The 24,969-nt window shown below is 69.5% G+C and carries 24 protein-coding genes; 10 read left to right on the top strand and 14 right to left on the bottom strand.

Going from position 1 to position 24,969, the window contains the following annotated elements; all coding sequences use genetic code 11:
* Positions 1-16 precede the first annotated feature (16 nt).
* A complete protein-coding gene (locus JOD27_RS17150; RefSeq protein WP_307830169.1) occupies positions 17-1,333 on the top strand; it encodes a serine/threonine-protein kinase in 1,317 nt (438 codons plus the stop codon).
* 185 nt (positions 1,334-1,518) lie between these two features.
* A complete protein-coding gene (locus JOD27_RS17155) occupies positions 1,519-3,072 on the top strand; it encodes a serine/threonine-protein kinase (RefSeq protein ID WP_239567176.1) in 1,554 nt (517 codons plus the stop codon).
* A gap of 7 nt (positions 3,073-3,079) precedes the next feature.
* On the opposite strand, the gene JOD27_RS17160 is transcribed toward JOD27_RS17155, so the two are convergent.
* On the bottom strand, positions 3,080-3,982 hold the full coding sequence (locus JOD27_RS17160) for a LysR family transcriptional regulator (protein ID WP_204763226.1): 903 nt from the start codon (positions 3,980-3,982) through the stop codon (positions 3,080-3,082).
* An 81-nt stretch (positions 3,983-4,063) separates the two neighbouring features.
* On the opposite strand from JOD27_RS17160, the gene JOD27_RS17165 reads away from it, so the two are divergent.
* The 3 genes from JOD27_RS17165 to JOD27_RS17175 all read left to right on the top strand — a co-directional run bounded on the left by JOD27_RS17165 (position 4,064) and on the right by JOD27_RS17175 (position 7,737).
* Positions 4,064-4,990: a DMT family transporter gene (locus JOD27_RS17165; protein WP_307830171.1), complete on the top strand. Its 927-nt coding sequence runs from the start codon at positions 4,064-4,066 to the stop codon at positions 4,988-4,990.
* A gap of 121 nt (positions 4,991-5,111) precedes the next feature.
* Positions 5,112-5,531 (top strand): SsgA family sporulation/cell division regulator, encoded by a 420-nt coding sequence (locus tag JOD27_RS17170; RefSeq protein ID WP_204763227.1) that lies wholly within the window; start codon positions 5,112-5,114, stop codon positions 5,529-5,531.
* 913 nt (positions 5,532-6,444) lie between these two features.
* Positions 6,445-7,737 (top strand): serine/threonine-protein kinase, encoded by a 1,293-nt coding sequence (locus JOD27_RS17175; RefSeq protein ID WP_307830172.1) that lies wholly within the window; start codon positions 6,445-6,447, stop codon positions 7,735-7,737.
* Here the strand turns inward: JOD27_RS17175 and JOD27_RS17180 are convergent.
* Genes JOD27_RS17180 through JOD27_RS17190 form a run of 3 tightly spaced genes read right to left on the bottom strand, consistent with a single transcriptional unit; the run spans position 7,724 to position 10,136 of the window.
* Positions 7,724-8,314 (bottom strand): hypothetical protein, encoded by a 591-nt coding sequence (locus JOD27_RS17180; protein WP_239567177.1) that lies wholly within the window; start codon positions 8,312-8,314, stop codon positions 7,724-7,726. The two genes, JOD27_RS17175 and JOD27_RS17180, sit on opposite strands and share 14 nt — an antisense overlap.
* 5 nt (positions 8,315-8,319) lie before the next feature.
* A complete protein-coding gene (locus JOD27_RS17185; RefSeq protein WP_204763229.1) occupies positions 8,320-8,970 on the bottom strand; it encodes a response regulator in 651 nt (216 codons plus the stop codon).
* On the bottom strand, positions 8,967-10,136 hold the full coding sequence (locus JOD27_RS17190; protein WP_372441704.1) for an ATP-binding protein: 1,170 nt from the start codon (positions 10,134-10,136) through the stop codon (positions 8,967-8,969). Before JOD27_RS17190 ends, JOD27_RS17185 begins: the two co-directional genes overlap by 4 nt.
* A gap of 133 nt (positions 10,137-10,269) precedes the next feature.
* Between JOD27_RS17190 and JOD27_RS17195 the strand changes: the two genes are divergently transcribed.
* Complete coding sequence (locus JOD27_RS17195) at positions 10,270-11,439, top strand: PspC domain-containing protein (protein WP_307830173.1); 1,170 nt, start codon at positions 10,270-10,272, stop codon at positions 11,437-11,439.
* Positions 11,432-11,629, top strand: a complete 198-nt coding sequence (locus JOD27_RS17200) for a hypothetical protein (protein WP_204763395.1) — start codon at positions 11,432-11,434, stop codon at positions 11,627-11,629. Before JOD27_RS17195 ends, JOD27_RS17200 begins: the two co-directional genes overlap by 8 nt.
* A gap of 59 nt (positions 11,630-11,688) precedes the next feature.
* On the opposite strand, the gene guaA is transcribed toward JOD27_RS17200, so the two are convergent.
* Positions 11,689-13,248 carry a glutamine-hydrolyzing GMP synthase gene (gene guaA, locus JOD27_RS17205; RefSeq protein ID WP_204763231.1) on the bottom strand — a complete coding sequence of 520 codons (1,560 nt, stop codon included), beginning with the start codon at positions 13,246-13,248 and terminating at the stop codon, positions 11,689-11,691.
* A gap of 19 nt (positions 13,249-13,267) precedes the next feature.
* Here guaA and JOD27_RS17210 point away from each other — a divergent pair, with 19 nt between their 5' ends.
* Positions 13,268-13,936: an aminoglycoside phosphotransferase family protein gene (locus JOD27_RS17210; protein ID WP_204763232.1), complete on the top strand. Its 669-nt coding sequence runs from the start codon at positions 13,268-13,270 to the stop codon at positions 13,934-13,936.
* Between the two features lie 10 nt (positions 13,937-13,946).
* A complete protein-coding gene (locus JOD27_RS17215; RefSeq protein WP_204763233.1) occupies positions 13,947-15,392 on the top strand; it encodes an aldehyde dehydrogenase family protein in 1,446 nt (481 codons plus the stop codon).
* Here the strand turns inward: JOD27_RS17215 and JOD27_RS17220 are convergent.
* From JOD27_RS17220 to guaB, 9 genes are all read right to left on the bottom strand, one after another.
* Positions 15,387-16,766: an FAD-binding oxidoreductase gene (locus JOD27_RS17220; RefSeq protein WP_204763234.1), complete on the bottom strand. Its 1,380-nt coding sequence runs from the start codon at positions 16,764-16,766 to the stop codon at positions 15,387-15,389. The two genes, JOD27_RS17215 and JOD27_RS17220, sit on opposite strands and share 6 nt — an antisense overlap.
* Before the next feature lie 35 nt (positions 16,767-16,801).
* Complete coding sequence (locus JOD27_RS17225; protein WP_204763235.1) at positions 16,802-18,073, bottom strand: FAD-dependent monooxygenase; 1,272 nt, start codon at positions 18,071-18,073, stop codon at positions 16,802-16,804.
* The gene (locus JOD27_RS17230; RefSeq protein WP_204763236.1) at positions 18,070-19,029 is read right to left on the bottom strand and encodes an MBL fold metallo-hydrolase; all 960 of its coding nucleotides are present in this window, start codon (positions 19,027-19,029) and stop codon (positions 18,070-18,072) included. The genes JOD27_RS17225 and JOD27_RS17230 overlap by 4 nt, the downstream gene beginning before the upstream one ends.
* Before the next feature lie 28 nt (positions 19,030-19,057).
* Positions 19,058-20,734 carry a GMC family oxidoreductase gene (locus tag JOD27_RS17235; RefSeq protein ID WP_204763237.1) on the bottom strand — a complete coding sequence of 559 codons (1,677 nt, stop codon included), beginning with the start codon at positions 20,732-20,734 and terminating at the stop codon, positions 19,058-19,060.
* Positions 20,735-20,767: 33 nt separating this feature from the next.
* On the bottom strand, positions 20,768-21,025 hold the full coding sequence (locus JOD27_RS17240; RefSeq protein ID WP_204763238.1) for a hypothetical protein: 258 nt from the start codon (positions 21,023-21,025) through the stop codon (positions 20,768-20,770).
* Entirely contained in the window at positions 21,015-21,227 is a 213-nt protein-coding gene (locus JOD27_RS17245; RefSeq protein WP_204763239.1) for a hypothetical protein, read from the bottom strand. Before JOD27_RS17245 ends, JOD27_RS17240 begins: the two co-directional genes overlap by 11 nt.
* 39 nt (positions 21,228-21,266) lie before the next feature.
* A complete protein-coding gene (locus JOD27_RS17250; RefSeq protein WP_307830174.1) occupies positions 21,267-21,614 on the bottom strand; it encodes a hypothetical protein in 348 nt (115 codons plus the stop codon).
* Between the two features lie 63 nt (positions 21,615-21,677).
* A complete protein-coding gene (locus JOD27_RS17255) occupies positions 21,678-22,811 on the bottom strand; it encodes a GuaB3 family IMP dehydrogenase-related protein (protein WP_189257533.1) in 1,134 nt (377 codons plus the stop codon).
* A gap of 135 nt (positions 22,812-22,946) precedes the next feature.
* A complete protein-coding gene (guaB, locus tag JOD27_RS17260; RefSeq protein WP_204763240.1) occupies positions 22,947-24,458 on the bottom strand; it encodes an IMP dehydrogenase in 1,512 nt (503 codons plus the stop codon).
* Between the two features lie 126 nt (positions 24,459-24,584).
* Between guaB and JOD27_RS17265 the strand changes: the two genes are divergently transcribed.
* Positions 24,585-24,968 carry a DUF5319 domain-containing protein gene (locus JOD27_RS17265; protein WP_204763241.1) on the top strand — a complete coding sequence of 128 codons (384 nt, stop codon included), beginning with the start codon at positions 24,585-24,587 and terminating at the stop codon, positions 24,966-24,968.
* Position 24,969: the final 1 nt, after the last annotated feature.

Below are 24,969 nucleotides of genomic sequence, written 5' to 3' on the forward strand. Positions count from 1 at the left end.
CCGGCCGGGTGGTCGCGTGACGACGTCCGACGCCACCGACGGCCGCCTGGTCGCCGACCGCTACCGCTTCCTCGACCGCATCGGCTCCGGCGCGATGGGCATCGTCTGGCGCGCCCACGACGAACGCCTCGGCCGCGAGGTGGCGGTCAAGCAGCTGCTGCTGGCCCCCGGCCTCGACGAGGCCGAGCAGGACGAGGCCATCCAGCGCGCCATGCGCGAGGGCCGCATCGCCGCGAAGCTGCACCACCCGAACGCCATCGCCGTGTACGACGTCGTCGAGGAAGACGGCGTTCCGTGCCTGGTCATGGAGTACCTGCCGTCCTATAGCCTCGCCGACGCGCTGGCCGAGGGCGGGCCGATGGACCCGGTCGAGGTCGCCCACATCGGAGCCCAGTGCGCGGCCGCGCTCGCCGCCGCCCACGCGGCCGGCATCGTGCACCGCGACATCAAGCCCGGCAACGTGCTGATCGCCGAGAACGGTGTCGTCAAGATCACCGACTTCGGCATCTCGCGCGCGTCGGACGACATCACCGTCACCAAGACCGGCCTGATCGCGGGCACTCCCGCCTACCTCGCGCCGGAGATCGCGCGGGGCCAGGACCCGACGCCGGCGTCCGACGTCTACTCGCTCGGTTCGACGCTGTTCGCCGCGATGGAGGGCGAGCCGCCCTACGGAGTGAGCGACAACACTCTCGGTGTTCTGCACGCCGTCGCGGCCGGGCGGATCAACCCGCCGACCGTCGACCACCCGCTCGCCGACGCGCTGCTGTACCTGCTGAACTACGAGCCGGCCGACCGGCCCACGATGTCGCAGGCGCGTGAGCTGCTCATGGCGGTCGCCAACGGGCGGTCGCCGTCGTTCACCGGCCTGCCGGTGCCGACCGGTCCCGAAGCGACGACGGTCGTGGAGCCCGACAGGACCCGCGTCGTTCGTCCGGTGGCTCGCACCGCGCCGCCGCGGACCGCGCCGCCGATGGTTCCCGCAGGCAGGCAGCAGGACAACCGGCCGCTCGTGATCGCCGCTGTCGTGCTGGCGTTGTTGCTGGTCATCGGTGGTCTGCTGGTCGCGCTGGGTGTGTTCAACAAGGACCGCGAGACGCCGTCGGCGCCGCCGGTCTCGTCGTCCCAGGTGGTGCCGACGACGACCACCACTCCCGAAGTGACGACGACCACGCCCGAGGCAACGACCACGCGCGAAACGACGTCTAGCACTACGACGACTACAACTACGACCACCACAACAACGACTACGACCACCACAACGACCACCACGCCGCCGCCGTCCAGCACGACGACGATCACCACGACAACGGCGGTCAAGCAAACGACCTAAGCGCCGTTACGTCGTAGAAGTCTCGTAAGGTGGGTACCCGCACCGTCGGAGTGATCTGAACCCGATGGTGTGATCAGCCGTTGAACAGAGAGCAAGTGACCGCACAGCGGGGAGCAACTGTGACCGACGATGGCCGATTGGTCGCTGGTCGCTACCGATTGAGCCAGCGCATCGGTAGTGGCGCCATGGGCGTCGTCTGGACGGCACACGACGAACGCCTGCACCGCACCGTCGCGGTCAAGCAACTGCTCTTGCAGCCCGGACTCGCCGAGGCCGACACGGACGAGGCGAAGAGACGGGCCATGCGAGAGGGCCGCATCGCGGCCCGGCTTCAGCACCCGCACGCCGTCGCTGTCTACGACGTGGCGGAAGACGACGGCCAGCCGTGGCTGGTGATGGAGTACCTGCCGTCCAAGAGCCTCTCGGCGGTCCTGTCCGAACGCGGCACGCTCCCGCCGCGCGATGTGGCGTCGATCGGCATGCAGGTCGCCTCCGCTCTCGCCGCCGCGCACAACGCGGGCATCGTGCACCGCGACATCAAGCCAGGCAACGTCCTGCTCGGTGACGACGGCACCGTCAAGATCACCGACTTCGGCATCTCCCGTGCGACCGGGGACGTCACCGTCACCGCCACGGGCATGCTCGCCGGCACGCCCGCCTACCTCGCTCCCGAGGTCGCCAAGGGCTACGACCCGGGCTCGCCGTCCGACGTCTTCTCCCTGGGTTCGACGCTGTACGCCGCGATCGAGGGCGAACCGCCGTTCGGCCTGAGCGAGAACACCATCGCGCTGCTGCACAAGGTCGCCTCCGGCAAGGTCAACCCGCCGCGCAACGCGGGCCCGCTGACCGCGCTGCTGATGCGCCTGCTGCGTGCGGAGCCGGAAGACCGCCCGACCATGGCCGAGGCCCGCGACGCGCTCGCCGCCGTCGCGAACGGCCAGGCCGCCCCCGCCTTCACGCCCGCGGTGGTCGCGCCCACGCACCCGCCGTCGTGGCGCGGCGCCCCCGTCCAGCAGCAGCCGCAGCAGCAGGCCGCCACGCGGGCGCTCCCGCCCCAGCAGCCGTCGCCTCCCGCGGCCACTCGCGTCGACCTGCACACGCCTCCGCGCGCCGTGCCGACGCAGCAGCCGCCGTCGAACCACCGTCCGGCCGCCGCACCGCAGTATTCGCAGCGTCCCAAGCCGTCGCCGCTGTCGTCGGTGGCGAAGAGCAAGAAGTCGACGGTCTTCACCGCGCTCGCCATCGTGGCCGCCGCGGCGATCGGCATCATGTTCGCGAGCATGATCTCGAACAACAAGGACAACGGCGGCAGGGACAACAGCGCGGGCGGCAACACCCAGATCCAGCAGACGCAGGACAGCACGAAGCCGTCGACGCCGTCCAAGTCGTCAGGCAAGGCCGGTCAGTGGACCGACACGCCGACCGACGACGACAAGAAGAGCCTGCTGGAGGACTACTTCCAGGCGGCGACCACCAAGCCGGACGAGGCGTGGCAGATGGGCAACGCCTCCTTCCAGGGTCAGTACCCCGGCGGCCTCGACGGGTTCAAGTCCTTCTGGGGCGGCATCAAGCAGGCCAAGGTCACCAGCATCGAGGAGCGGCAGACCTACTACTTCGTGGTCAGCCTGGAGGTCACGAAGAAGGACGGGACGAAGTCGTCGATGCAGCGGCAGGTGTCGCTGGAATGGCGGTCGCCGAACTTCCTGCTGAGCTACGACAAGCCGTTCGGCAGCGCCTGAGCGCAGGTCAGGAGGCCCTGGCCGCCTTCTCCAGCGCTTCAGCCAGTGCCAGCACGGCGGGATTCCAGGCGGCCTCCTCGCGGTAGACGACGTGGATGTGCCGCACCGGCTCGGGATTGCGGAGCTTGCGCAGGACAACGCCCGGATGCGCGGATCCCAGGCCGAGCCGCGGAATGATCGTGACGCCGAGTCCGGCGGCCACGAATCCCTGGGCCGTCGCGTAGTCGTCGCTTTCCACGACGACCTTCGGCGCGAACCCTGCACCCGCGCACGCGTTCGCGACCAGGTCCTTGCAGGGCCCCGTGGCGCCGAAGTCCGCGAAGATCCACGGCTCGTCGGCCAGCTCGCCCAGGTCGATCACGCGCTTGCGGGACAGCGCGTGGCCGCGGGGCAGGACGGCGAAGAACGGGTCGGCGAGCAGGTGCCGCGCGACCACGCCCTCCGGGGCCGGCGCGTCCGGCTCCAGCACGGTGATCGCGACGTCGGCGCGGCCGGCGGCCAGCTCCTCGAACGGGTCGTTGGGCTCGGTGAGCTTCAGGTCGAGCTCGACGCCGGAACGTTCGGCGAGAAACTGGGCCACCGCGGGCGGCACCAGGGCAGCGCCGGCCGTGGCGAAGTAGCGGACGCGCAGAATGCCCGCGCAGCCCTGACGCAACGCCGTCAGCGCGCTCTCGGCCTCGGCGAGCTGCTCGGCCACGCGCGCGGCGTGTTCGGTCAGCAGGCGGCCGGCGGCGGTCGGGCGGACGCCGCGGCCCACGCGCTCCAGCAGCGGTAGTCCTGCCTGCTTCTCGAGGCCCGCAACCTGCTGCGAGACGGCGGACGGGGTGTAGCCGAGATTCGTCGCGGCCGCCGTGATGGAACCCGTGGTCACGACCGCCCTGAGCACCTGCATGCGTCGCACGTCCAGCATCGCTCAACCTTACAGCTGCGCTTAAAGGTTCTCCACAACAATTAAATTGTATTTACGGGTTGCAGCACGCATCGTTGACGTGTGAACCAACGCGGAACGTTGATCAGGATGGGCGTGCTCGCCCTGCTGTGGGGATCCAGCTTCCTGTGGATGAAGCTCGCGCTCGGGAGCCTCGCTCCCCTGCAGATCTCGCTCGTGCGGACGTTCTTCGGGGCGGTCGTGCTGTTCGTCGTGCTCGCCACGGCCAAGATGACGCTGCCCCGCGACCGCCGGATCTGGGCTCACATGCTCGTCGTCGCGCTGTTCGGCAGCGCGATCCCGTTCACGCTGTTCGCGATCGGCGGCCAGACCGTCGACTCCGGCGTGTCCGGCGTGCTCAACTCGACGACGCCGCTGTTCGCGCTGGCGATCGGGCTGGCGCTGGGCACGGAGAAGATCGGCAACCTGGTCCGCATGCTCGGTCTCGGCACCGGCTTCGCGGGCGTGCTGCTGATCTTCGCGCCGTGGCAGTCGGCCAACAGCATCGCGAGCTGGGGCGCCGTGCTGTGCCTCCTCGGCGCCGCGAGCTACGCCGTCGGCTACTCCTACGCCGGCCGCAAGCTGATCAACACCGGGGCGACCTCCACCCAGCTGGCCGCCATGCAGCTGACCACCGCGATGGGGATGCTGATCCTCGCGCTGCCGTTCGGGGGCCTGCAGCCGCTGCACCTGCACTGGCTCGGCATCGTCGCGGTGATGATCCTGGGCGTCTTCGGCACCGGCGCGGCGTTCATCCTCAACTACCGCGTCATCGCGGACGAGGGCGCTACCACCGCGACCACGGTCGGTTACCTGTTGCCCGTTGTTTCGGTACTCCTCGGAGCGATCTTCCTCGGAGAGCAGCTCAACGCGAGGGTCGTCGCGGGCATGCTCGTGGTGCTGCTGGGCGTCGCCCTGACCCGCAGGCAGCCCGTCCCGGCAGGTCAGAACGTCTCACCAAACGAGACACGCGACCTGGTGAAACGCTGAACGGTGAGACGCGCGTCTCCCCCAATTGGATGGTTCCGAAACGAATCGCGTCCTTATCCCGCCGGTTGGCCGTCTCCTCTTTGTGAGCGGACATGGAGACCAGCCTGGGAAGGACATCGACATGAACAACGAAAACCTGAAGGTCACCACCCGGACGACTTTTCAACTGCTGGCCCCCGGCGCGGCTCCCGCGCCGGTCGAGGCCGAGCTCGTCTACGACCCGGAGGACCCGTACGCGGTCGCCGTCGTGTTCCACACGGGCTCCGGCCGCGTCGAGTGGATGTTCGCCCGCGACCTGCTGGCCGACGGTCTGCTGACCCCGTCCGGTGAGGGCGACATCCTGGTCCGGCCCGCGTCCGACGACCCGGAGCGCGTCCTGGTCGAGCTGAACGCGCCGACCGGGTTCGCCATCCTCAGCGCGGTCGCCGAAGACGTGGCGGCGTTCCTGGACAGGTCCTACGACGTCGTCCAGCCGGGCGAGGAGGACCTGTGGATCGACTTCGACCGTGAGCTGCAGAAGCTCGTGTCGACGATCGACTAGTAGAGCGTCGCGGCTTGGTTGTGCTCCGTTGAGTCGGGGTAGGGGCTGGGCGGTCTGGTGCTCATCACCGAAAGCCCGGATGGTCGCGTTCTCATGCACGTCGCTGCCGAGATGGCGGTAGCGAAATGCTGACGCAAACGTCGATCACCCCAACTGCTGCCAACTGTGCAGTTGGCAGCCATCAGAGCGCGATCTTCATGATCGAAGCGCGGCTGCCTGCCGGCATCACTCTTTCTGTCACATCCCAAGAGATGGTCTGACGGGCGCGGGACGAGGTTCGGCACGAGGCAGCTCGTCACCGGAGACCACCAGGAATGATCTTCGTTGTTGTGGGCAGCGACGACGAAACCACTGGCTACTCGGTCGCCTTGGGGTACGCACCGGCGTAGTCGACCCACACCGTGCGCTTGTCGACGTCGAGCGGATACCAGACGCGGTCCCCACCCGTGACTTCGGATCTGCTACTGCGGCAGGACGCCGCCCGCCGCAGGCCTCGGTGGAATACCTGCCTTTGAGCTGCTCATGCCGACTGGTCGGCACAACAGGTCAGGGGTCGGTTCGCATCGCGACCCAGGCCGGCGCGGATTGTTCGCCGCACCGTTCTCCAGGTCCTGCCACCCCCTTCGCGGCGTCGTCGTTGGCGAATCGGATCTGCCACTCGCCGTTGACGGCTGGTGCCCCGCGACCGGATCGTTCTTCCTCGCGCTCACTCGGCAGTCGCCTCCGGCTCGGGAACGTCGCCGAAGTCCTCACCGTCCAGACCGTGGTCCCGAGAGAAGATCTCGACCAGGTGCGGATCAGCCCACACTCGGCGACGCGCCGCCACTGACCGATGAGCTGCAGGACCGGCGCCGGGATGGTGGCGAGCGGGAAACCGTGCATGTCCGTCTCGGTGATTGATTACTCTCGTGGTGTGACAACCACCATCGGCGGCCGCTACACGCTGCTCGAGCGCATCGGCAGCGGAGCCATGGGGGTGGTCTGGCGGGCACGCGACGAGGTGCTGGCCCGCGAGGTCGCGGTCAAGCAGCTCGTCACGGGAGACCACCAGCGGGCGATGCGCGAGGCGCGCAACGCGGCCCGGCTGCATCACCCGCACGCGATCGCCGTGTTCGACGTCGTCGCCAGCGACGGCGAAGAGCCGTGGATCGTCATGGAGTACCTGCCGTCGCTCAGCCTGTCGGCGCTCATCGCCGAGCGGGGGCCGATGAAACCGGCCCAGGCGGCGAGCATCGGGGCCAAGGTCGCCTCCGCGCTGGCTGCCGCGCACGCGGCGGGGATCGTCCACCGCGACATCAAGCCCGGCAACGTCCTGATCGGGCACGACGGCACGGTCAAGATCACCGACTTCGGCATCGCCAAGTCCAGCGCCGACGGCACGCTGACCGAGACCGGCATGATCTCGGGCACCCCTGCCTACCTGGCACCCGAGGTGGCGCGCGGCGAGCAGCCCGACGAGGCGTCCGACGTGTTCTCGCTCGGCGCCACGATCTACACGGCCATCGAGGGCGAGTCGGTCTTCGGGCCCAGCGACAACAGCTTCGGGCTCATCTACCGCGCCGCCAGCGGGCAGCTGCGCGACGCCAAGAACGCGGGCGAGCTCACGCCCCTGCTGAACCGGCTGCTGGCCGTGAACACCAACGACCGGCCCACCGCGCAGGAGGCGGCGGACCTGCTGGCCGCCGAACCGCAGCCGTCCCAGCCGCTGCCCGTGCCGGCACCGCGGAAGCTCAAGCCACCGAACCGCCGGATCCTGGTGATCCTCTCGGTCATCGCGCTGCTCGCGGTCGGTGGTGGCGCGGCGGCCGCCTACTGGAGCGGTACGAGGAACAACACCTACACCCCGCCCTACCAGAGCTCCTTCCCCGCCAGTGAGAAGCCGCGCTACTTCACGGCGGAGGAAGCCCTCGCGTTCGTGCTGCAGCACTACGCCGACCTGCCGGCCAACCCCGTCGCGGCGTGGTCGCACTTCGCGGACCGCGCGCGGGAGCCGCAGACCGACTTCCTGAAGCGCTGGAAGGGCTACACCTCGGTCAGGTGCCTCCAGACGCAGGGCAGACCGGTCCACTCGAACGGCCCCGACTGGGTCGTCACCGTTGACCTCGCCCTGGTCACGGACCTGGGCAAGCAGCGGAACATCACCGTCGAGGTCTCGGTCGCCGCCGTCGACGGCCAGATGAAGATCTCCGGCCTCAAAGAGATATGAGCAGCAGCCAGAAGCTGCCGCCACCCACGACCACGCCCATCGCAGTGCCCGCCAGCACCTGCGCCGTCGTGTGATCACCCAGCTCGACGCGCGACCACGCCACCAGCGCGGCCGGGAGCGCGATCAGCAGCAGCCAAGGGCCGTGGACGATCGCCAGCGTCACGACGGCGGCCCACGCCACCGCGGCGTGCAGCGAGATCTTCCACTTCAGCCCGAACGTGATCGCCATGCTGACGATCAGCGAGGCGAACATGCTGCCCGCGAGGGCGAGCATGCTCGACGGCGCCCCGCCCAGAACCATGATCACCGTACCGGCCGCCAGCGAGGCACCGGCCGTGAGCAGCGGAACGAGCCTGCCTTCACGGTTCGTCACGTGGTGGCCGTCCCACCGGCCCTTGCGGGCGCCACGGACGATGACTGCCATCGGGATGACAGACGCCGTCAGAGCCACCACGAACCCCCACAGCAGGGTCTTCCACACACTCTCGGAAGCCGCGGCCACCGCGAACGGCAGCAAGATCACCCAGACCCACGGCGCGAGCACCTCGGTCGCGCCGCGAGCGACCTTTTTGATCAAATCCCTCAGACCAGCCTGCGATCAGTGGCCCAGCGGGAGAGCTCGTACCGGTTGGAGAGCTGGGTCTTCCGCAGGACGCTCGACACGTGCGTCTCCACCGTCTTCACGCTGATGAACAGCTCGGACGCGATCTCCTTGTAAGCGTAGCCACGCGCGAGCAGCCGCAGGACGTCCCGTTCGCGAGGGGTCAGCAGGTCGAGCTCGGGGTCGCTGATCGGCGCGGCGCCCGGCCGGTCGGCGAACGCGTCGAGCACGAACCCGGCGAGCCTCGGTGAGAACACCGCGTCGCCCTCGCTGACCCGCACGACCGCCTTGACCAGCTCCTGGCTGGAGATCGTCTTGGTGACGTAGCCGCGGGCACCGGCGCGGATGACGTTGATGACGTCCTCCGCCGCGTCGGACACCGACAGCGCGAGGAACGTGACCTCGGGGATCTTGGTCCGGATCTGCCGCAGCACCTCCGCACCGCCGCCGTCGGGCATGTGCACGTCGAGCAGCACCACGTCCGGCTTGTGGTGCGCGATACCCGTCACCGCCTCGCCGACACTGCCCGCCTCGCCGACCACCTCGATCTCGTCGGTGATGGTGTCGAGCTCGGCCCGCACCCCCGCGCGGAACAACGCGTGGTCGTCCACCAGGAACACCCTCACGCTCACGTCCTGGCCTCCGTCTTCCTCGGCATCTCGAGCTGCACCTCGGTCCCCTCGCCGGGCGCGGTGCGCAGACGCACCTGTCCGCCGTGCCGGTCCATCCTCCCCCGGATGCTGCCCGACAGGCCATGCCGGTCCTCCGGCACCGCGTCCGGGTCGAAGCCCTTGCCGCGGTCGCGCACGAACACCGTCACCTTGTCCGGTTCGATCTCGGCGTACACGCTGACCTCGCCGACCCCGGCGTGCTTGGCGGCGTTGACCATCGCCTCCTTCGACGCCTGGATCAACGCGAACATCCCGTCCTCCAGCTCGCAGTCACCGACCACGACCTGGGACACGGCGATCGCGAAGTCGTCCTCCACCTCCGCGCACGTCTGGGCGATGGCGACGCTCATCGTCGTCGGCTGCTCGCCCACCTCACGGCCGTAGAGCCAGCTGCGCAGCTCGCGTTCCTGGCTGCGGGCCAGGCGCTTCACCTCACGCGGCGACTCGGACTGCTTCTGGATGAGCGCAAGCGTTTGCAGCACGGAGTCGTGCAGGTGCGCGGCGATCTCGGCGCGTTCGTCGGTCCGGATGCGCGCACGGCGTTCCGCGTCCAGGTCGCGCACCAGCCGCATCCACAACGGCACCGTCAGCACCGCGACACCGATCAACGTGGCGAGCACGGAGAGCACGACGGTCGAGAGGTTCTGGACCGAGTCGTTCGCGACGAGGAACGCCGCGACGCCCGCCAGCACCAGCGCACCTCCCGCCACCGTCCGCACGATCCCCGTCTTCCCCTGCGCCAGCGCGCCGTCCTTCCAGCGCCGTCGCTGTGCCTCGTCCGCCTCGCGCCACACGACCGCGGCGCCCACGAGTGCCACGGCGATCGGACCGGTGATCCACCCGCTCGCCCCGGTGCCGATCAGCCCGGTGAACACCGCGACGCCGATGCCCAGAGCGGCGAGGCCGACGGCCTGCTGCCACTCCTTGCGGTCCTTGTCGGTCTCCGGTTCCGCCACCGTCGACTGCGGGACGAACATCCAGAGCAGCGCGTAGGCGATGATCCCGACCCCGCTCAGCGCGGCGAACACGGCGAAGACCGCGCGCACCCAGAAGACGGGTGCGCCGAGGTGGTCCGCCAGTCCGCTCGCGACGCCCGCGACCACCCGGCCGGTGCGTCGACGGCGCATCGGCTCAATCCGTGCACTCACCATCCGATCGTCACACGTCGCGGCGGGTTGTTCATCAGGGTTCACCCCGGTTCCTTGAATCAGGGCTGGTCCCTGATGTGGTGCGAGGGCCTGGGGTAGCAACCTTGTCGTCGTGAGCGGGACTGAGAAGGCAGTGCAGGGCGTGGCGGACACGCTCAGGGAGTTCTGGGCCCACCGGCCGGTGCGGCCCCGCGCTGGGCGCAAGCTCGGCGGCGTCGCCACCGGGATCGCCTTGCGGTACCAGATCGACCCGGTGATCGTGCGGATCGCGTTCGTCGCCCTCGCGTTGTCGGGCGGTGTCGGGCTGCCGATGTACCTGGCGGGCTGGTTGCTGCTGCCGGAGGAGGGCGACGAGGTCGCGCCGCTGGAAGCCCTGGTCAACAAGGGCCACAGCTCGATGTCGCAGGCGCAGACGGTGGGGCTGGGGATCCTGATGTTCCCCGCGCTCGCGTTCACGTTCGGCAGCGGCGGGTTCCAGGTCTTCGTCACGCTGGCCGCGTCGGTCGCGTGCATCTACCTGCTGCAGAAGAACCGCGGGCACCTGGCGCCTGCCACGCTCGCCGAACCCCCTGCCGTTCCGCCGGTGCCGGGAGCGCCGGCCTGGGACCCGCTCGGCGCCGCCCCGTTCGCCTGGGACCTGCCGGAACCGGCTCCCGCACCGCAGCCGCCGGCACCGCGGCCGCGCAAGCCACGCGTCGGACTGGCGACGCTGGGTGTGGCGACTCTCGTGATCGCCGGATCGGCGATCGCCTGGAGCTTCGCGCCGTGGTTCACGGTTCCGCACGTCATCGGCCTGCTGATCGCGGTCGTGGCGGCCGGTCTGGTGATCGGGTCGTTCGTCGACGCGGGTCGCGGCCTGATCTGGCTGCTGATCCCGTTGTCGGTGGCGGGCTTCGGTATGACGGCGGTCGGCTTCGACGGCCCCACCAACCTGGGCAACATCGAACCGACGCCGAAGACCGTCGCCGAGGTTCAGGACAGGTACGAGATCGGTGTCGGCAGCGTCAATCTCGACCTGCGCCAGCTGCCCGACTCCGGCTCGGTGAAGACCGCGGTGGACGCGGATCTCGGCGAACTGACCGTGCACGTGCCGAAGAACGCCGACGTGACGTTCCGGTGCGAGGCCTCGTCCATCGGCGAGCTCAACTGCCTCGGCAAGAAGGCGGAGGGCGGCAGCGTGCAGGTGGAGGGCACCGACCTCGGTGACAACGGCGAGGGCGGGTTGAAGATCGACCTGGACGTTCTGACGAACGTCGGAGAGGTGAAGGTGCTCCGTGACTGATCAGCAGCCGGTGATGCGCAGGAGGATCGACCCGCTGAGCCTGCTCTTCGGGATCGGTGGCGGGCTGATGGCGGCCTACGTGCTGACCAACGGGATGTTCTGGTTCGACTTCAGGTGGGCGCTGGGAGGAACGGCCATCGTGGTCGGCCTGGTCCTGCTGACCAACTCGCTACGCCGCAAGTCGCGCTAGTCGACGGTGAAGGGAACCTTCATCCACCTGACGTGGTGGATGAAGGTTCCCTTCACCGTTCACTCCCATTCGATGGTGCCTGGGGGCTTCGAGGTCACGTCCAGCACGACGCGGTTGACCTCGGCCACCTCGTTGGTGATCCGGGTCGAGATCCGCTCCAGCACCTCGTACGGCAGACGCGTCCAGTCCGCGGTCATCGCGTCCTCGGACGACACCGGGCGCAGCACGATCGGGTGGCCGTACGTGCGGCCGTCACCCTGGACGCCGACGCTGCGGACGTCCGCGAGCAGCACGACCGGGCACTGCCAGATCTGCCGGTCGAGGCCCGCGGCGGTGAGCTCCTCGCGCGCGATGGCGTCGGCCTGGCGCAGCGTGTCGAGGCGGTCCTGGGTGACCTCGCCGATGATCCGGATGCCGAGGCCGGGACCGGGGAACGGCTGGCGCTGCACGATCGTCTCCGGCAGGCCCAGCTCGGTGCCGACGCGGCGCACCTCGTCCTTGAACAGCGCGCGCAGCGGCTCGACCAGCTCGAACTGCAGGTCGTCCGGCAGGCCGCCGACGTTGTGGTGCGACTTGATGTTCGCGGTGCCCGTGCCGCCGCCGGACTCGACGACGTCCGGGTAGAGCGTGCCCTGCACCAGGAAGCGGTAGTCGCCCTCGGCCTTGAGGTCGCGCTCGGCCTGCTCGAACACGCGGATGAACTCGCGGCCGATGATCTTGCGCTTCTCCTCCGGGTCCGTGACGCCGGCCAGAGCGTTGAGGAAGCGTTCGCGGGCGTCGACCGTGATCAGGTTGACGCCGGTCGCGGCCACGTAGTCGCGCTCGACCTGGGCGCGCTCACCGGCGCGCAGCAGGCCGTGGTCGACGAAGACGCAGGTGAGGCGGTCACCGATGGCCCGCTGGACGAGCGCCGCGGCCACGGCGGAGTCGACGCCGCCGGACAGCGCGCAGATCGCCTTGCCCTCACCGATCTGCTCGCGGATCCGCGCGACCTGCTCGTCCACGATGGACGACGTCGTCCACTGCGGACGGATGCCAGCGATGTCGTGCAGGAACCGGCGCAGCACCTCCTGGCCGTGCGGCGAGTGGTGCACCTCCGGGTGGTACTGCACACCGGCGAAGCGGCGTTCGGTGTCCTCGAACGCGGCGACCGGGGCGCCCTCGCTGGTCGCGGTGACCGTGAAGCCGTCCGGCGCCTTGGTGACGGCGTCGCCGTGGCTCATCCACACCGGGTGGCTACCGGGGAGCTCCTCGTGCAGCGAACCACCCGCTCCGGTGACACCGAGCTCGGTGCGGCCGTACTCGCGGGTGCCGGTCTGTTCGACTGCGCCGCCGAGTGCGCGCGCCATGGCCTGGAAGCCGTAGCAGATGCCGAAGACCGGCACGCCGGTCTCGAACAGCTTCGGGTCGACCTGCGGCGCGCCCTCTTCGTAGACGCTCGACGGGCCACCGGACAGAACGATGGCCAGGGGGTTGCGGTCGAGGATCTCGCTCACCGTCGCGGTGTGCGGGACCACCTCGGAGTAGACCTGCGCCTCGCGCACGCGACGGGCGATCAGCTGCGCGTACTGGGCGCCGAAGTCGACGACGAGAACAGGGCGGTTGCTGGTGTCGGACACGTCGCCAAGGATGTCATGCGTGGACGGGGAGCTGCTGACCGGTGGCGGGCTGAACCAGGTGTTCAGGGTGGGTGACGCGGTGCGCAGACCGGCCGGTCCGTGGGCGCCGCGGGTGCACGAGTTGTTGCGGCACTTGGCACCTCTGGGGATCGCGCCGGTTCCGCTCGGGCTGGACGGCGAGCACGAACTGCTCAGCTACCTGCCCGGTGACGTTGGCCACGTGTTCCCGTCCGACGACGCCTCGTTGATCGAGTCGGCGCGGATGCTGCGCAGGCTGCACGATGCGACGGCTCCGCTCGTCGATCGACTCGACGGGTGGCAGCATCCCGCCAGGGAGCCGGTCGAGGTCGTACTGCACGGCGACTTCGCGCCGTACAACACCGTCTACCGGGACGGTTTGCCGGTGGGCGTGTTCGACTTCGACTCGGCACACCCAGGTCCGCGCTGGTGGGACGTCAGCTGGGCGATCATCCAGTTCGTCTTCGGGCTGCCGCACGACCGGGAACGACGTGCCCATCTGTTCTGCGAGACGTACGGCTGTGCGTACGACGACAAGCACGTCCTCATACGTCTGGAGGACGCGATTCGGCTGATCAGGGAGCACCCGGCGTACACACGGCAACGCGCTGAGCGCCACGACGACTACTACATGGGTCTCATCAGGTACGTGCAGGCCAATAGGGCCTAACGTGAGGTCCATGGACGCGTTCACGCCGCAACCCAGGCCGTGCTGGATCGCCGGCCGCCCCGAGCAGGGCGAGCAGGCGTCAGAGGTCTTCCACCCGTTCGACGGCACCGAGGTCGCCTCGGTCGCCGTGCCGGGCGCAGAGCAGATCGAACGCGCGGTGGCGGCGGCCGCGGCCGTGGCGAAGGAGTTCCGGCGAACACCCGCGCACGTGCGGGCCGAGGCGTTGCTGCAGGTCTCGCGGACGCTCGCCGAGCGCGCGGAGGAGATCGCCGAGACGATCACCGCAGAGAACGGCAAGCCGCTCAAGTGGGCCGAGATCGAGGTGTCGCGGGCGGTCAACACGTTCCGGTTCGCGGCGGAGGAGGCACGCCGGTTCACCGGTGGGCTGCAGCGGCTCGACACCGACCCGAACGGTGTGGGGCGGATGGCGATCGTGCGGCACGTCCCGCGCGGGCCGGTGCTGGCCGTGGCGCCGTTCAACTTCCCGCTGAACCTGGTGGCGCACAAGGTCGCGCCGGCGCTCGCGGTGGGAGCACCGGTGATCGTCAAGCCCGCGTCGGCCACGCCTCTGTCGGCTCTGCTGCTGGGCGAGATCCTGGCCGAGACCGACCTGCCGGAGGGAGCGTTCTCGATCCTTCCCGTGCGGGGCAAGGACATGGACGTCCTGGTGAAAGATGAGCGGTTGCCCGTCATCTCGTTCACCGGCTCCACGAAGGTCGGCTGGTCGCTGATGGAAGCCGCGCCGCGCAAGCACGTCGTGATGGAGCTGGGTTCCAACGCGGCCGCCATCGTCTGTCCTGACTGGACGGACCTCGACCACGCGGCGCAGCGCATCGCGACGTTCGGCAACTACCAGGCGGGGCAGTCGTGCATCGCCGTGCAGCGGGTGATCGTGGACCGCTCGGTCGCCGACGAGTTCGTGCCGAAGCTGGTCGACGCCGTGGGCGCGTTGAAGACCGGCGACCCGCACGACCCCGAGGTCGAGGTCGGCCCGTTGATCGACGAGGACAACGCCCGCCGCGTCGAGGAGTGGGTCCACATGGCCGCCGACGCGGGCGCGCGCGTGCTGCTCGGCGGCAAGCGGACCGGGTCGACCGTCGAGCCGACCGTGGTGGCGGACGTGCCGTTCAGCGCCAAGCTGTGGACCGAGGAGATCTTCGGCCCGGTGCTCGTGGTGTCGGTCGTCGACGGCGTCGAGGAGGCGTTCGCGCAGGCCAACGACACCAAGTACGGGCTGCAGGCCGGTGTGTTCACGCGTGACGTGCAGGTGGCGTTCGAGGCGGCGGCCGAGCTCGAGGTCGGTGGCGTGATCATCGGCGACGTTCCGTCCTACCGCGCCGACCAGATGCCCTACGGCGGCGTGAAGGGCTCGGGCACCGGACGTGAGGGCGTCCGGTCGGCGATGGAGGACTTCACCGAGGAACGGGTGACGGTGCTGACGGGTATCCCGCTATAGCCCCTGCGGGAAGGCCAGCACGCGGTCCGGGTCGTACCGTCGCGCGACCCGCTTGAGCCGCGCGAGGTTGCGGCCGTAGTAGGCGGTCGGCCAGTCGGGCATCTCCGGGTCGATGTAGTTCACGTACCCCGTGGTGCCCGCGCGGAGCCCGTCCCGCACACCCGCGACCACGCGGCGCGTCTCCGCCTCGGTCCTGTCGTTCGCACCGAAGAAGATCTGCGCGCTGGCCGTGGCATCGCGGTGCGGGAACGCCGTGGCGTCCGCGGGGACTCGCCCGAGCGCGCCGCCGAACGAGTCGAACAGGATCGCGCCGTCGTGCTGGTCGCGCAGGAGGTCCACGACCCGCGAGCCCGGGACGTGACGGCGGAGCATGCGCGACGACGCCACGAACGGGAAGCCAGGTCCCGGCCCTCCCGCGTAGTACCGCATCGCCTCCAGGTAGCTCATCTCCCGGACCTCGCGCCGGCCGGGCGGCATCCGGTCCAGCAGCGGCAGCAGGTTCTTCTTCGGGCCGACGTACACGCCGCCGACGTTCGGGACCGACGCCGGGCCCGCTTCGATCGTGCAGCCGGACCACAGTTCGTCCGGTGCCTGCGCCATCCACTCCTGCCACGCGTCGAACACGTCCGCCGACGCACCCGCCGGGTAGCGGAGCTCGAACACGGTCAGGTCGGGCGCGGGATCGGTGCGGAAGGTGAACTGCGTGACGATGCCGAAGTTGCCGCCACCACCACCGCGCAACGCCCAGAACAGGTCGGGTTCCTCGTGCGCGGAGACCGTGCGCAGGCAGCCGTCCGGCGTCACGATCCTGGCGCTCACCAGGTGGTCGCAGGTGAGGCCGTACTTGCGGCCGATCACGCTGATGCCCCCGCCGAGCGCGAGCCCGCCGATGCCGACCGTCTGACACGTTCCGGCAGGCAGGGCCTGGCCCGCTCCACCGACGGCCTCGTAGACGGGCAGCAGCCGGGCCCCGGCGCCGACCCGTGCGCGACTACCCGCGACCTCGACCGCCGACATGCCGGCGAGGTCGACGACCAGGCCGTTCTCCGGCAGCGAATAGCCCGCGTAGCTGTGCTTGCCGCTGCGCGCGGCCACCGGGATGCGTTCGTGCGACGCGAAGTCCAGGCACGCCTGCACGTCCTCCGGCCGGACGCACCTGGCGATCGCGGCCGGTCTGCGCTGCGCGTAGATCGTGTTCCACGGCACCCGGAGCTCGTCGTAACCGGGATCCCGCGGCAGCACCAGCCGCTCACCGAGCCGTTTGCGCAGCTTCGCCCAGTTCGGGTCGGCGACAGCGGCTGTCGCGGTGCCCATCCCCAAGCCTGCGACAGCGAGTGCGGTGCCCTGCAAGAAAGTTCGCCTGTTTACCCCCATGGCGTGAACACGCTCGCCTCTTGCAGGCGGTTGCCCTACCAGCCGAGCGCGCGACGTTTCACCTGATCGTCGCAACGATGTGCGGCGACGTGCCCGTCCGGTCTGATCAGCCAGCCGTTCCGCGTGGTGAAGCCCGGTCCCGCGGTGCGGGAGTTCGGGACGAGCTCGCCGCCGTCCGTCGTGAGCGGGGAGTTCTCGTACGTGAAGGGGGTGAAGAGCTTGCCGGAGTCGATGCCTTCACCGGTTTCCAGCGCTTTCTGCCGGTGGGCTCGCTCCTCTTCGTTGCCCGGCACCAGGAACCGCATGGTGTCGCCGGTGATGCGGAGGTTCTCGTCGGCGGCCGCACCGCGTTCCGCGTCGTAGGAGTCGAGCAGGCGCGGGCCCGCCTCGCCGGTGCGGTCGGCGGCGATCTTCCACGCCGCGTTGTCGGCGTCGCAGATCCCCGAGTTGAGGCCGCGCGCGCCGAACGGGCTCATGACGTGCGCGGCGTCGCCGGCGAGCAGGATCCTGCCCTTGCGCAACGTCCTGGCGCGGCGCTGGTGGAAGCGGTAGGTCGACTGCCAGACCACCTCGTACGGCTTGTCCCCGACGATCGCGCGGATGTGGTCGTCGGTGAGCTGGACGTCCTCCGCGACCTGCCAGTCGATCCGCCAGACGCCCTTCGGTTGCGGGTGCAGGAGAACCTGACTGGGCCGAATTCCTTCTTGGCTCGGATTCCACGGCGGGTCGAAGTAGAAGCGTCGTTCCGGTGTCTCGAAGTCCAGGTCGACGCGGACGTCGGCGATGATGAACCTGTCGTCGAACGAGAAGCCGTCGAACGGGATGTCCAGGAGCTGCCGCACCGTCGAGTGCACGCCATCCGCCGCGATGCAGTGGGTCGCCCTGATTCCGTCCTCTGTGGACACTCCCTCGTCGTCCTGGGTCAGGGCCTGGAGCGCGTGGCCGTAGCGGAGCTCGATGAGCGGCTCAGCGCGGACGCGTTCTTCCAACAGCTGCTCGACGACGGTCTGCGGGGTGTTCACGAACGGCGGGAAGCCCTCGGCCTCCGGGAAGGTCAGGGTCAGCACCTCGCGGTCGCGGTGGTAGGTGCGGCCGGTGTACCAGGTGACGCCCGCGTCGGCGACCGCCTGGCCGACGCCGATCCGTTCGAGGATCTCCAGGACGTCCCGCTGCACGCAGATCGAGCGGCTGCCCTGCTGGTTGCGCTGCTCCGCCTGCTCCAGGACCACGCTCGGGACGCCGGCTCTCGCGAGGAACAGCGCGGCGGTGAGCCCGACCGGTCCGGCGCCGACGACGAGCACCGTCATTGCAGGGCGTCCCAGACGGCGCGGTCGCGTTCGGCGGTCCAGATCTCCGGCCAGTCCTTGCCGTCGCACTCGTCCCAGTAGCGCTTCACGTCGAACGGCAGGCAGTGCTCGAAGATCGGCCAACGCCCGTAGCGTGGTTCGAGCGTCTTGTGGGCCAGCTCGAAGGCCTGCTTGAGCGTGCCGCCCTCGGCGTGGACCCCACCGACGGTGCGGCGCAGCTCGTTGAGGAAGTGCCTGCTCTGGTTGATCGCGGCCTCGACCTCGATGCGGTCGCGGGCGACCTTGCCCCGTCCGCCGACGAGAACCTCGGCACCGAGGTCCTCGATCTCGTCCAAAGTGGACGTCGCCCATTCGTCGTGGAACGCGTCACCGGTGTAGAGCGCGGCCTGCGACTCCACCAGGTCGCCGGCGAAGAGGATGCGCTGCTGCGGCAGCCACGCCACGATGTCGCCCGCCGTGTGGCCACGCCCGAGGTGCTGCAGCACGAGATCGCCGCGTTCGCCGCCGAGCGGGATCGACATGCGGTCGGAGAACGTGAGCGTCGGCCAGGTCAGGCCGGGGATCTCCTCGGGCTTCTCGAAGAGCCGCGGCATGCGGCCGTACTCGCTCTCCCAGTCCTGCTGCCCGCGTTCGGCGATCAGCACCCTCGTCATCTCGTGCGCGACGATCTCCTGGGCGTCGAACGCGCTGGCGCCGAGCGTGCGGACGGCGTGGTAGTGGCTGAGCACGAGGTACCTGACGGGCTTCTTCGTGTGTTTCCTGAGCTGCGCGAGCCACCGTCGCGCGGCCGCGGGTGTGGCGCGCGCTTCGAAGCAGATCAGGAAGTCCTCGGCCTCGATGGCCCCCACGTTGGGGTCGCCTTCGGCGGTCAGGGTGTAGACGCCCTCGGCGAGCTCGACGAACGCCTCGTCCTTCGGGGCGAGGTCAGCACTGGAGGCGAACGGCTTTTTGGCCATGCGAACACCGTAGCCAAATGAAACCAGCTCAGGAGGCCTTCACGATCGGCAACCGCAATGCGGCTGGAGCTTGATCGGGAACGGCCGGGTTCTTCGGTTTCGTCGGGTTGATCCTCCGGTACGGCTGCCGCTGGTCCGGCCGCTGGTCCTGCTCGCCCTTGTTCGGCCACAGCGAGAACGCCCGCTCGGCCTGCGCCGTGATCGTGAGACTCGGGTTCACGCCGAGGTTCGCACTGATCGCCGCACCGTCCACAACAGACAGTCCCGGATAGTTGAAGACGCGGTGGTACGGGTCGATCACGCCTTCCTCCTCGGTGGCGGCGATCGCGCAGCCCCCGATGAAGTGCGCGGTCAGGGGAATGTTGAACAACTCGCCCCACGTGCCGCCCGCGATGCCGTCGATGTGCTTGGCGGCCAACAGGTTCGCCTCGTGACCGGCCGGGATGAACGCGGGGTTGGGCTCACCGTGCCCCTGCTTGCTGGTGAGCTTGCCGCGCTTGAGGAACGTGGTGATGGAGTTGTCGAGGCTCTGCATCACCAGAAGGATCACGGTCCGCTCGCTCCACCGGTGCACGCTCAGCAGCCTGAGGAGCCGCACCGGGTGCTTGACCGCTTCCCGGAGGAACTGCAGCCACCGGGGCGTGCTCGCCGCGCCGTCCGTGGCGATGGTCTGCAGCAGCCCCATGGCGTTGCTGCCCTTGCCGTACCGGACGGGCTCGATGTGCGTGATCTCGTCGGGGTGGATGGAGCTCGTGATCGCGACGCCCTTGGTGAAGTCGTTCCGCGGGTCGACCGAGAACCGCCCGGCCCCGATGATCGACTCCGAGTTGGTGCGGGTCAGCTCGCCGAGCTTCGCGGAGATCTTCGGCAACGTGGTCACCCTGGCCTTGTGCAGAAGCTGCTGGGTGCCCCACGTGCCCGCGGCGAGCACGACCTGGTCGGCGGTGAAGGTCCTCCGCGCCCGGCCACCGGTCGCCCTGGTCTCGACGGTCCACCGCCCGCCGTTCTCACGCAGCCGCGTGACGGTGGTCAGCGGGAAGACCTGTGCTCCCAGCTTCTCCGCGAGGTAGAGGTAGTTCTTGACCAGCGTGTTCTTGGCGCCGACCCGGCAGCCGGACATGCAGCTGCCGCACTCGGTGCACCCGGTGCGTTCCGGCCCGGCGCCACCGAAGTACGGATCCTCGGCCTTCTTGCCGGGCTCGCCGAAGAACACGCCGACGGGCGTCGGGTGGTAGCTGTCCTCGACCCCCATGTCCTTCGCGACCTTCTGCATGACGACGTCGCTCGGGGTCGTCGTGGGGTTGGTGACCACACCGAGCATCCGGCTCGCCTGGTCGTAGAACGGCTCCAGCTCGTCCTGCCAGTCGGTGATGTGCGCCCACTGCCGGTCCTCGTAGAACGGCTTGAGCGGCCGGTAGAGCGTGTTGGCGTAGACGAGGCTGCCCCCGCCGACCCCCGCGCCGGCCAGCACCATGACGTTGCGCAGGAGGTGGATGCGCTGGATGCCGAAGCACCGCAGCTGCGGCGCCCAGAGGTACTTCCGCAGGTTCCAGCTGGTCTTGGCGAACTCGTCGTCGGCGAACCTGCGCCCCGCCTCGAGGACGGCGACGCGGTAGCCCTTCTCGGTCAGGCGGAGCGCGGCCACGCTGCCACCGAACCCGGAGCCGACGATGACGACGTCGAAGTTACCGGCGAGTTCACCCATGAACGGGAGAGTAGGCGTTACTTCCGGTAACGCCTAGTCCCCTATCGGTTCAGACGGAGAACCGACGATCCCGACCGGCACGCCGGTCGTGTGCACGAGTCGCCGCGCGAGCCAGTCCGGGACCCGCTCACGCACCACAGGTTCCTCGCCTGTCACGTCGCCCGCGAGCCTGCCGATCACATCGGCCAGCCTGGCTGCCCTGCGGCCGTGCCGTGCGACGGTCACCGGGCCGCCCTGCTCGGCGTCCGCGAAGCGCCCGGCGGAGGCGGACACCCCTGGCTCAGAGAACAAGACCTTCGATGACCCACACCATGAAGGCGACCGCCAGCGCCGTGATCACCAGCCCGCCGCAGACGAACAGGGCCAGGACCTTCCAGCCGATGCCGTTCTCGTTCTCGGGTTCTTCGACGTCGTGGACCTCGGCGTCCGCGTCGATCGTGTCCAGGTCACTGCTGTCGTTGCTGTTGCCGCCGAACAGGATGTCCAACTCCATGCCTTTCAGGACGCGTGAGTGGTGGGGTCGGTTGCAAGATCAGCTTTGTGCCCAGGCGGCCACCGGGAGGCTCAGGTAGACGCCGACCTCGGCCAGTTCGGTGGCTTCCTCCACCGCCTTGCACAGGCCGTCGACGCGCTCCTGGCGGTTGGCCGCGCGGCTTTCGAACCACTTGGAGCGGACCTCGATCACCAGGTCCATGCCGCTCGAGTCGAACGGGCCGCGCGAGCGGAAGCGGAGTTCGACGTCGCCGGGCAGCAGGTTGCCGTCGTAGGGCTCCTCCGGGCACTCCACGGCCACCGACACCGCGTGCGGGAGCATCGCGGCGAGTTCCTTGAGGATCTTGTGGGAGACGTGGGGTGCGTAGGTGATCTCGACGAGCGGCACGGTCCCAGCAAAGCAGAAGGGCGCGCCCCTGCCGGAGCGCACCCTTCTGGAGGATGATCAAGTTCACCCGCGGATCGTCAGGCCGACCTTCTGGAACTCCTTGAGGTCGGAGTAGCCGGTCTTGGCCATGGCCCGCTTGAGCGCGCCGAACAGGTTCGTCACGCCGCGCGGGTCGGACGACGGGCCGAACAGCAGCTTGCGAAGGTCGAGCTCCTGGTCCACCGCCTCGGCGACGAGGCTGCGCGGCACCGACGGGTGCGCGGACGAGGCGGTCCAGTACAGGCCCTGACCGGGCGCCTCGGTCGCGGCGGCCAGCGGCTCGCCCAGCATCACGGCGTCGGCACCGCAGGCGATGGACTTCGCCACGTCACCGCTCGTCATGACACCGCCGTCGGCGATGACGTGCACGTAGCGGCCGCCGGTCTCGTCGAGGTAGTCGCGGCGGGCGGCCGCGGCGTCGGCGATCGCGGTGGCCATCGGCACGCCGATGCCCAGGACCGAGTCGGTGGTGGTGACGCCCGGCGTGTAGCCGTAGCCGACGATCACGCCCGCCGCGCCCGTGCGCATCAGGTGCATGGCGGTGCGGTAGTCGCCGACACCGCCGGCGATCACCGGGATGTCGAGGTCCGCGATGAACGACTTCAGGTTCAGCGGCTCGCCGTCACGCGACACGTGCTCGGCCGAGATGATCGTGCCCTGCACGACCAGGATCTCGACGCCCGCGGCCAGCAGGTCCGGCGTGAGCTCCGCCGCGCGCTGCGGGCTGACGCGGACCGCGACGGTGACGCCCGACTCTCGGATCTGCTTGATCGCCTCGGCGATCAGGTCCATCCGCAGCGGGGCGGCGTGCAGCTCCTGCAGCACCTTCACCGGCGCCGACGGGTCGTCGCTGTCCTCCGTGGCCTGGACCAGGCGGAACAACGCCTCGTCAACGTCACCGTGCCGCGCCCAGAGGCCCTCGGCGTTGAGCACGCCGAGACCGCCCAGCTCGCCGACCGCGACCGCGACGCCCGGCGACACGATCGCGTCGGTCGGGTGGGTGATCAGCGGGATGTCGAAGCGGTAGGCATCGATCTGCCACGTCGTCGAGACGTCCTTCGACGACCTCGTGCGACGGGACGGGATGATCTCGATGTCGTCCAGCTCGTAGGCCCGCCTCGCGGTCCGGCCCATGCCGATCTCGACCAGATCGCGCACCTTCGTTCCTTCCTCTGTCCGGGGGTGACCCGGTGTTCAGGGCTCTTCCAGGGGTCTGGGGGCCGCCCCCGGCAATGACACTGACAGGAGCGACCCGGTCCGCGCTTTCCGCGGACACCTATCCCAGAGCTGCTGTCACCGGGTGGTGTAGTTCGGGGCTTCGACGGTCATCGTGATGTCGTGCGGGTGGCTCTCCTTCAGGCCCGCCGCGGTGATGCGCACGAGCTGCTGGTTCTGCAGCTCGGCGATCGTGCGGGAACCCGTGTAGCCCATCGCCGCCCGCAGACCGCCGTTGAGCTGGTGCACGACCTGCGACAGCGGGCCGCGGAACGGCGTGCGGCCCTCGATGCCCTCGGGGACGAGCTTGTCCTCGTTGAGCACGTCGTCCTGGAAGTAGCGGTCCTTCGAGTACGACTTGGCGTCGCCGCGGGACTGCATCGCCGCCAGCGACCCCATGCCGCGGTAGGTCTTGAACTGCTTGCCGTTGACCAGGATCAGGTCGCCGGGCGCCTCGGTGGTGCCCGCGAGCAGCGACCCGAGCATCACGGCGGACGCACCGGCCGCGATGGCCTTGGCGATGTCGCCGGAGTACTGGATGCCGCCGTCACCGATCACCGGCACACCGGCGGGACGGCAGGCGAGCGACGCCTCGTAGATCGCGGAGATCTGCGGCACGCCGACACCCGCGACGACACGCGTGGTGCAGATCGAACCCGGCCCGACACCGACCTTGACGCCGTCCGCACCCGCGTCGACCAGCGCCTGAGCACCGGCCCGCGTCGCGATGTTGCCGCCGACGACGTCGACGGAGTCGCCGAGCTCCTTCTTGATGCGGGCGACCATCTCGAGCACACCGCGCGAGTGGCCGTGCGCCGTGTCGACCATCAGCACGTCGACACCGGCGTCGGCGAGCGTCATGGCGCGCACGAACGAGTCCTCACCCACACCCACGGCGGCAGCGCACAGCAGGCGGCCGTCCGGGTCCTTGGTGGCGTTCGGGTACTGCTCGGTCTTGACGAAGTCCTTGACCGTGATCAGACCCTGCAGCTTGCCGTCACCGTCGACGATCGGCAGCTTCTCGACCTTGTGGCGGCGCAGCAGCCCCAGCGCGGCCTCCGCCGACACGCCGACCTGCGCGGTGACCAGCGGCCCCTTGGTCATGACCTCGCTGACCCGCTTGGTGTGGTCGAGCTCGAACCGCATGTCGCGGTTCGTGATGATGCCCACCAGCTTGTTGTTGGCGTCCGTGACCGGCACACCGGAGATGCGGTAGCGGGCGCACAGCGCGTCGACCTGGGCCAGCGTGTCGTCCGGCGAGCACGTGACCGGGTCGGTGACCATGCCGGCCTCGGACCGCTTGACGGTCTCCGCCTGCCGCGCCTGATCCTCGACGCTCAGGTTGCGGTGCAGCACGCCGATGCCGCCCTGCCGCGCCATGGAGATGGCCATCCGCCCCTCGGTGACCGTGTCCATGGCGGCGCTGGCCAGCGGAATCTTGAGGGTGATGTTGCGCGAGATCCTGGTGCTCGTGTCGACGCCACTGGGAACGACGTCCGACTCGGCAGGCAGCAGGAGCACGTCGTCGAAGGTCAATCCCAGCATCGCGAACTTGCTCGGGACTCCGTCAGCGTTGAGCTCGCTGGTCATGGCGGGTGGCATGCCTTCCGTCGTGCGGCTTGCGCTCCTCCTGCGAGTCAGGTTTCCGCAGGCGGAGGCGGTGCTGCCCATGGTATCTGGACGCGTGTGGGGGTACGGCGGGTACCGTGCGGGGTCGTGCCGCACGACGCGTTGCCACCAGACCCCTTCGAGGGCGACCCCGAGGACCCCGCGCTGACCCTCGGCGAGCCAGACCACGACCATCCCCCGATGGACGAAGACGAGCGAGCGGAGCTGGTCAGCGACCTGAGCGACCTCGCCGTCTACCAGGCCCTGCTGGAACACCGCGGTGTCCGCGGCATCGTCGTGGACTGCGGCGAGTGCCAGGAACCCCACTACCACGACTGGGCACTGTTGCGAGCCTCACTCGAACAGCTGCTGGCCGACGGCCGCATGCGCCCGCACGAACCGGCCTTCGACCCAGACCCCGGCGCCTACGTGAGCTGGGAATACTGCCGCGGCTACGCGGACGGCGTAACCGCTACCGAGTCGGCCCGCTGAC

This window comes from Lentzea nigeriaca (assembly GCF_016907955.1).
GTDB lineage: Bacteria > Actinomycetota > Actinomycetes > Mycobacteriales > Pseudonocardiaceae > Lentzea > Lentzea nigeriaca.

What these genes read in the sequence shown, in the direction of transcription:
- JOD27_RS17155 (WP_239567176.1), top strand. Translation starts at nt 1,519, where the DNA reads ATGGGCGTCGTCTGGACGGCACACGACGAACGCCTGCACCGCACCGTC.
- JOD27_RS17160 (WP_204763226.1), bottom strand. Translation starts at nt 3,982, where the DNA reads ATGCTGGACGTGCGACGCATGCAGGTGCTCAGGGCGGTCGTGACCACG.
- JOD27_RS17170 (WP_204763227.1), top strand. Translation starts at nt 5,112, where the DNA reads ATGAACAACGAAAACCTGAAGGTCACCACCCGGACGACTTTTCAACTG.
- JOD27_RS17190 (WP_372441704.1), bottom strand. Translation starts at nt 10,136, where the DNA reads ATGCGCCGTCGACGCACCGGCCGGGTGGTCGCGGGCGTCGCGAGCGGA.
- JOD27_RS17215 (WP_204763233.1), top strand. Translation starts at nt 13,947, where the DNA reads ATGGACGCGTTCACGCCGCAACCCAGGCCGTGCTGGATCGCCGGCCGC.
- JOD27_RS17220 (WP_204763234.1), bottom strand. Translation starts at nt 16,766, where the DNA reads ATGGGGGTAAACAGGCGAACTTTCTTGCAGGGCACCGCACTCGCTGTC.
- JOD27_RS17225 (WP_204763235.1), bottom strand. Translation starts at nt 18,073, where the DNA reads ATGACGGTGCTCGTCGTCGGCGCCGGACCGGTCGGGCTCACCGCCGCG.
- JOD27_RS17230 (WP_204763236.1), bottom strand. Translation starts at nt 19,029, where the DNA reads ATGGCCAAAAAGCCGTTCGCCTCCAGTGCTGACCTCGCCCCGAAGGAC.
- JOD27_RS17235 (WP_204763237.1), bottom strand. Translation starts at nt 20,734, where the DNA reads ATGGGTGAACTCGCCGGTAACTTCGACGTCGTCATCGTCGGCTCCGGG.
- JOD27_RS17245 (WP_204763239.1), bottom strand. Translation starts at nt 21,227, where the DNA reads ATGGAGTTGGACATCCTGTTCGGCGGCAACAGCAACGACAGCAGTGAC.
- guaB (WP_204763240.1), bottom strand. Translation starts at nt 24,458, where the DNA reads ATGACCAGCGAGCTCAACGCTGACGGAGTCCCGAGCAAGTTCGCGATG.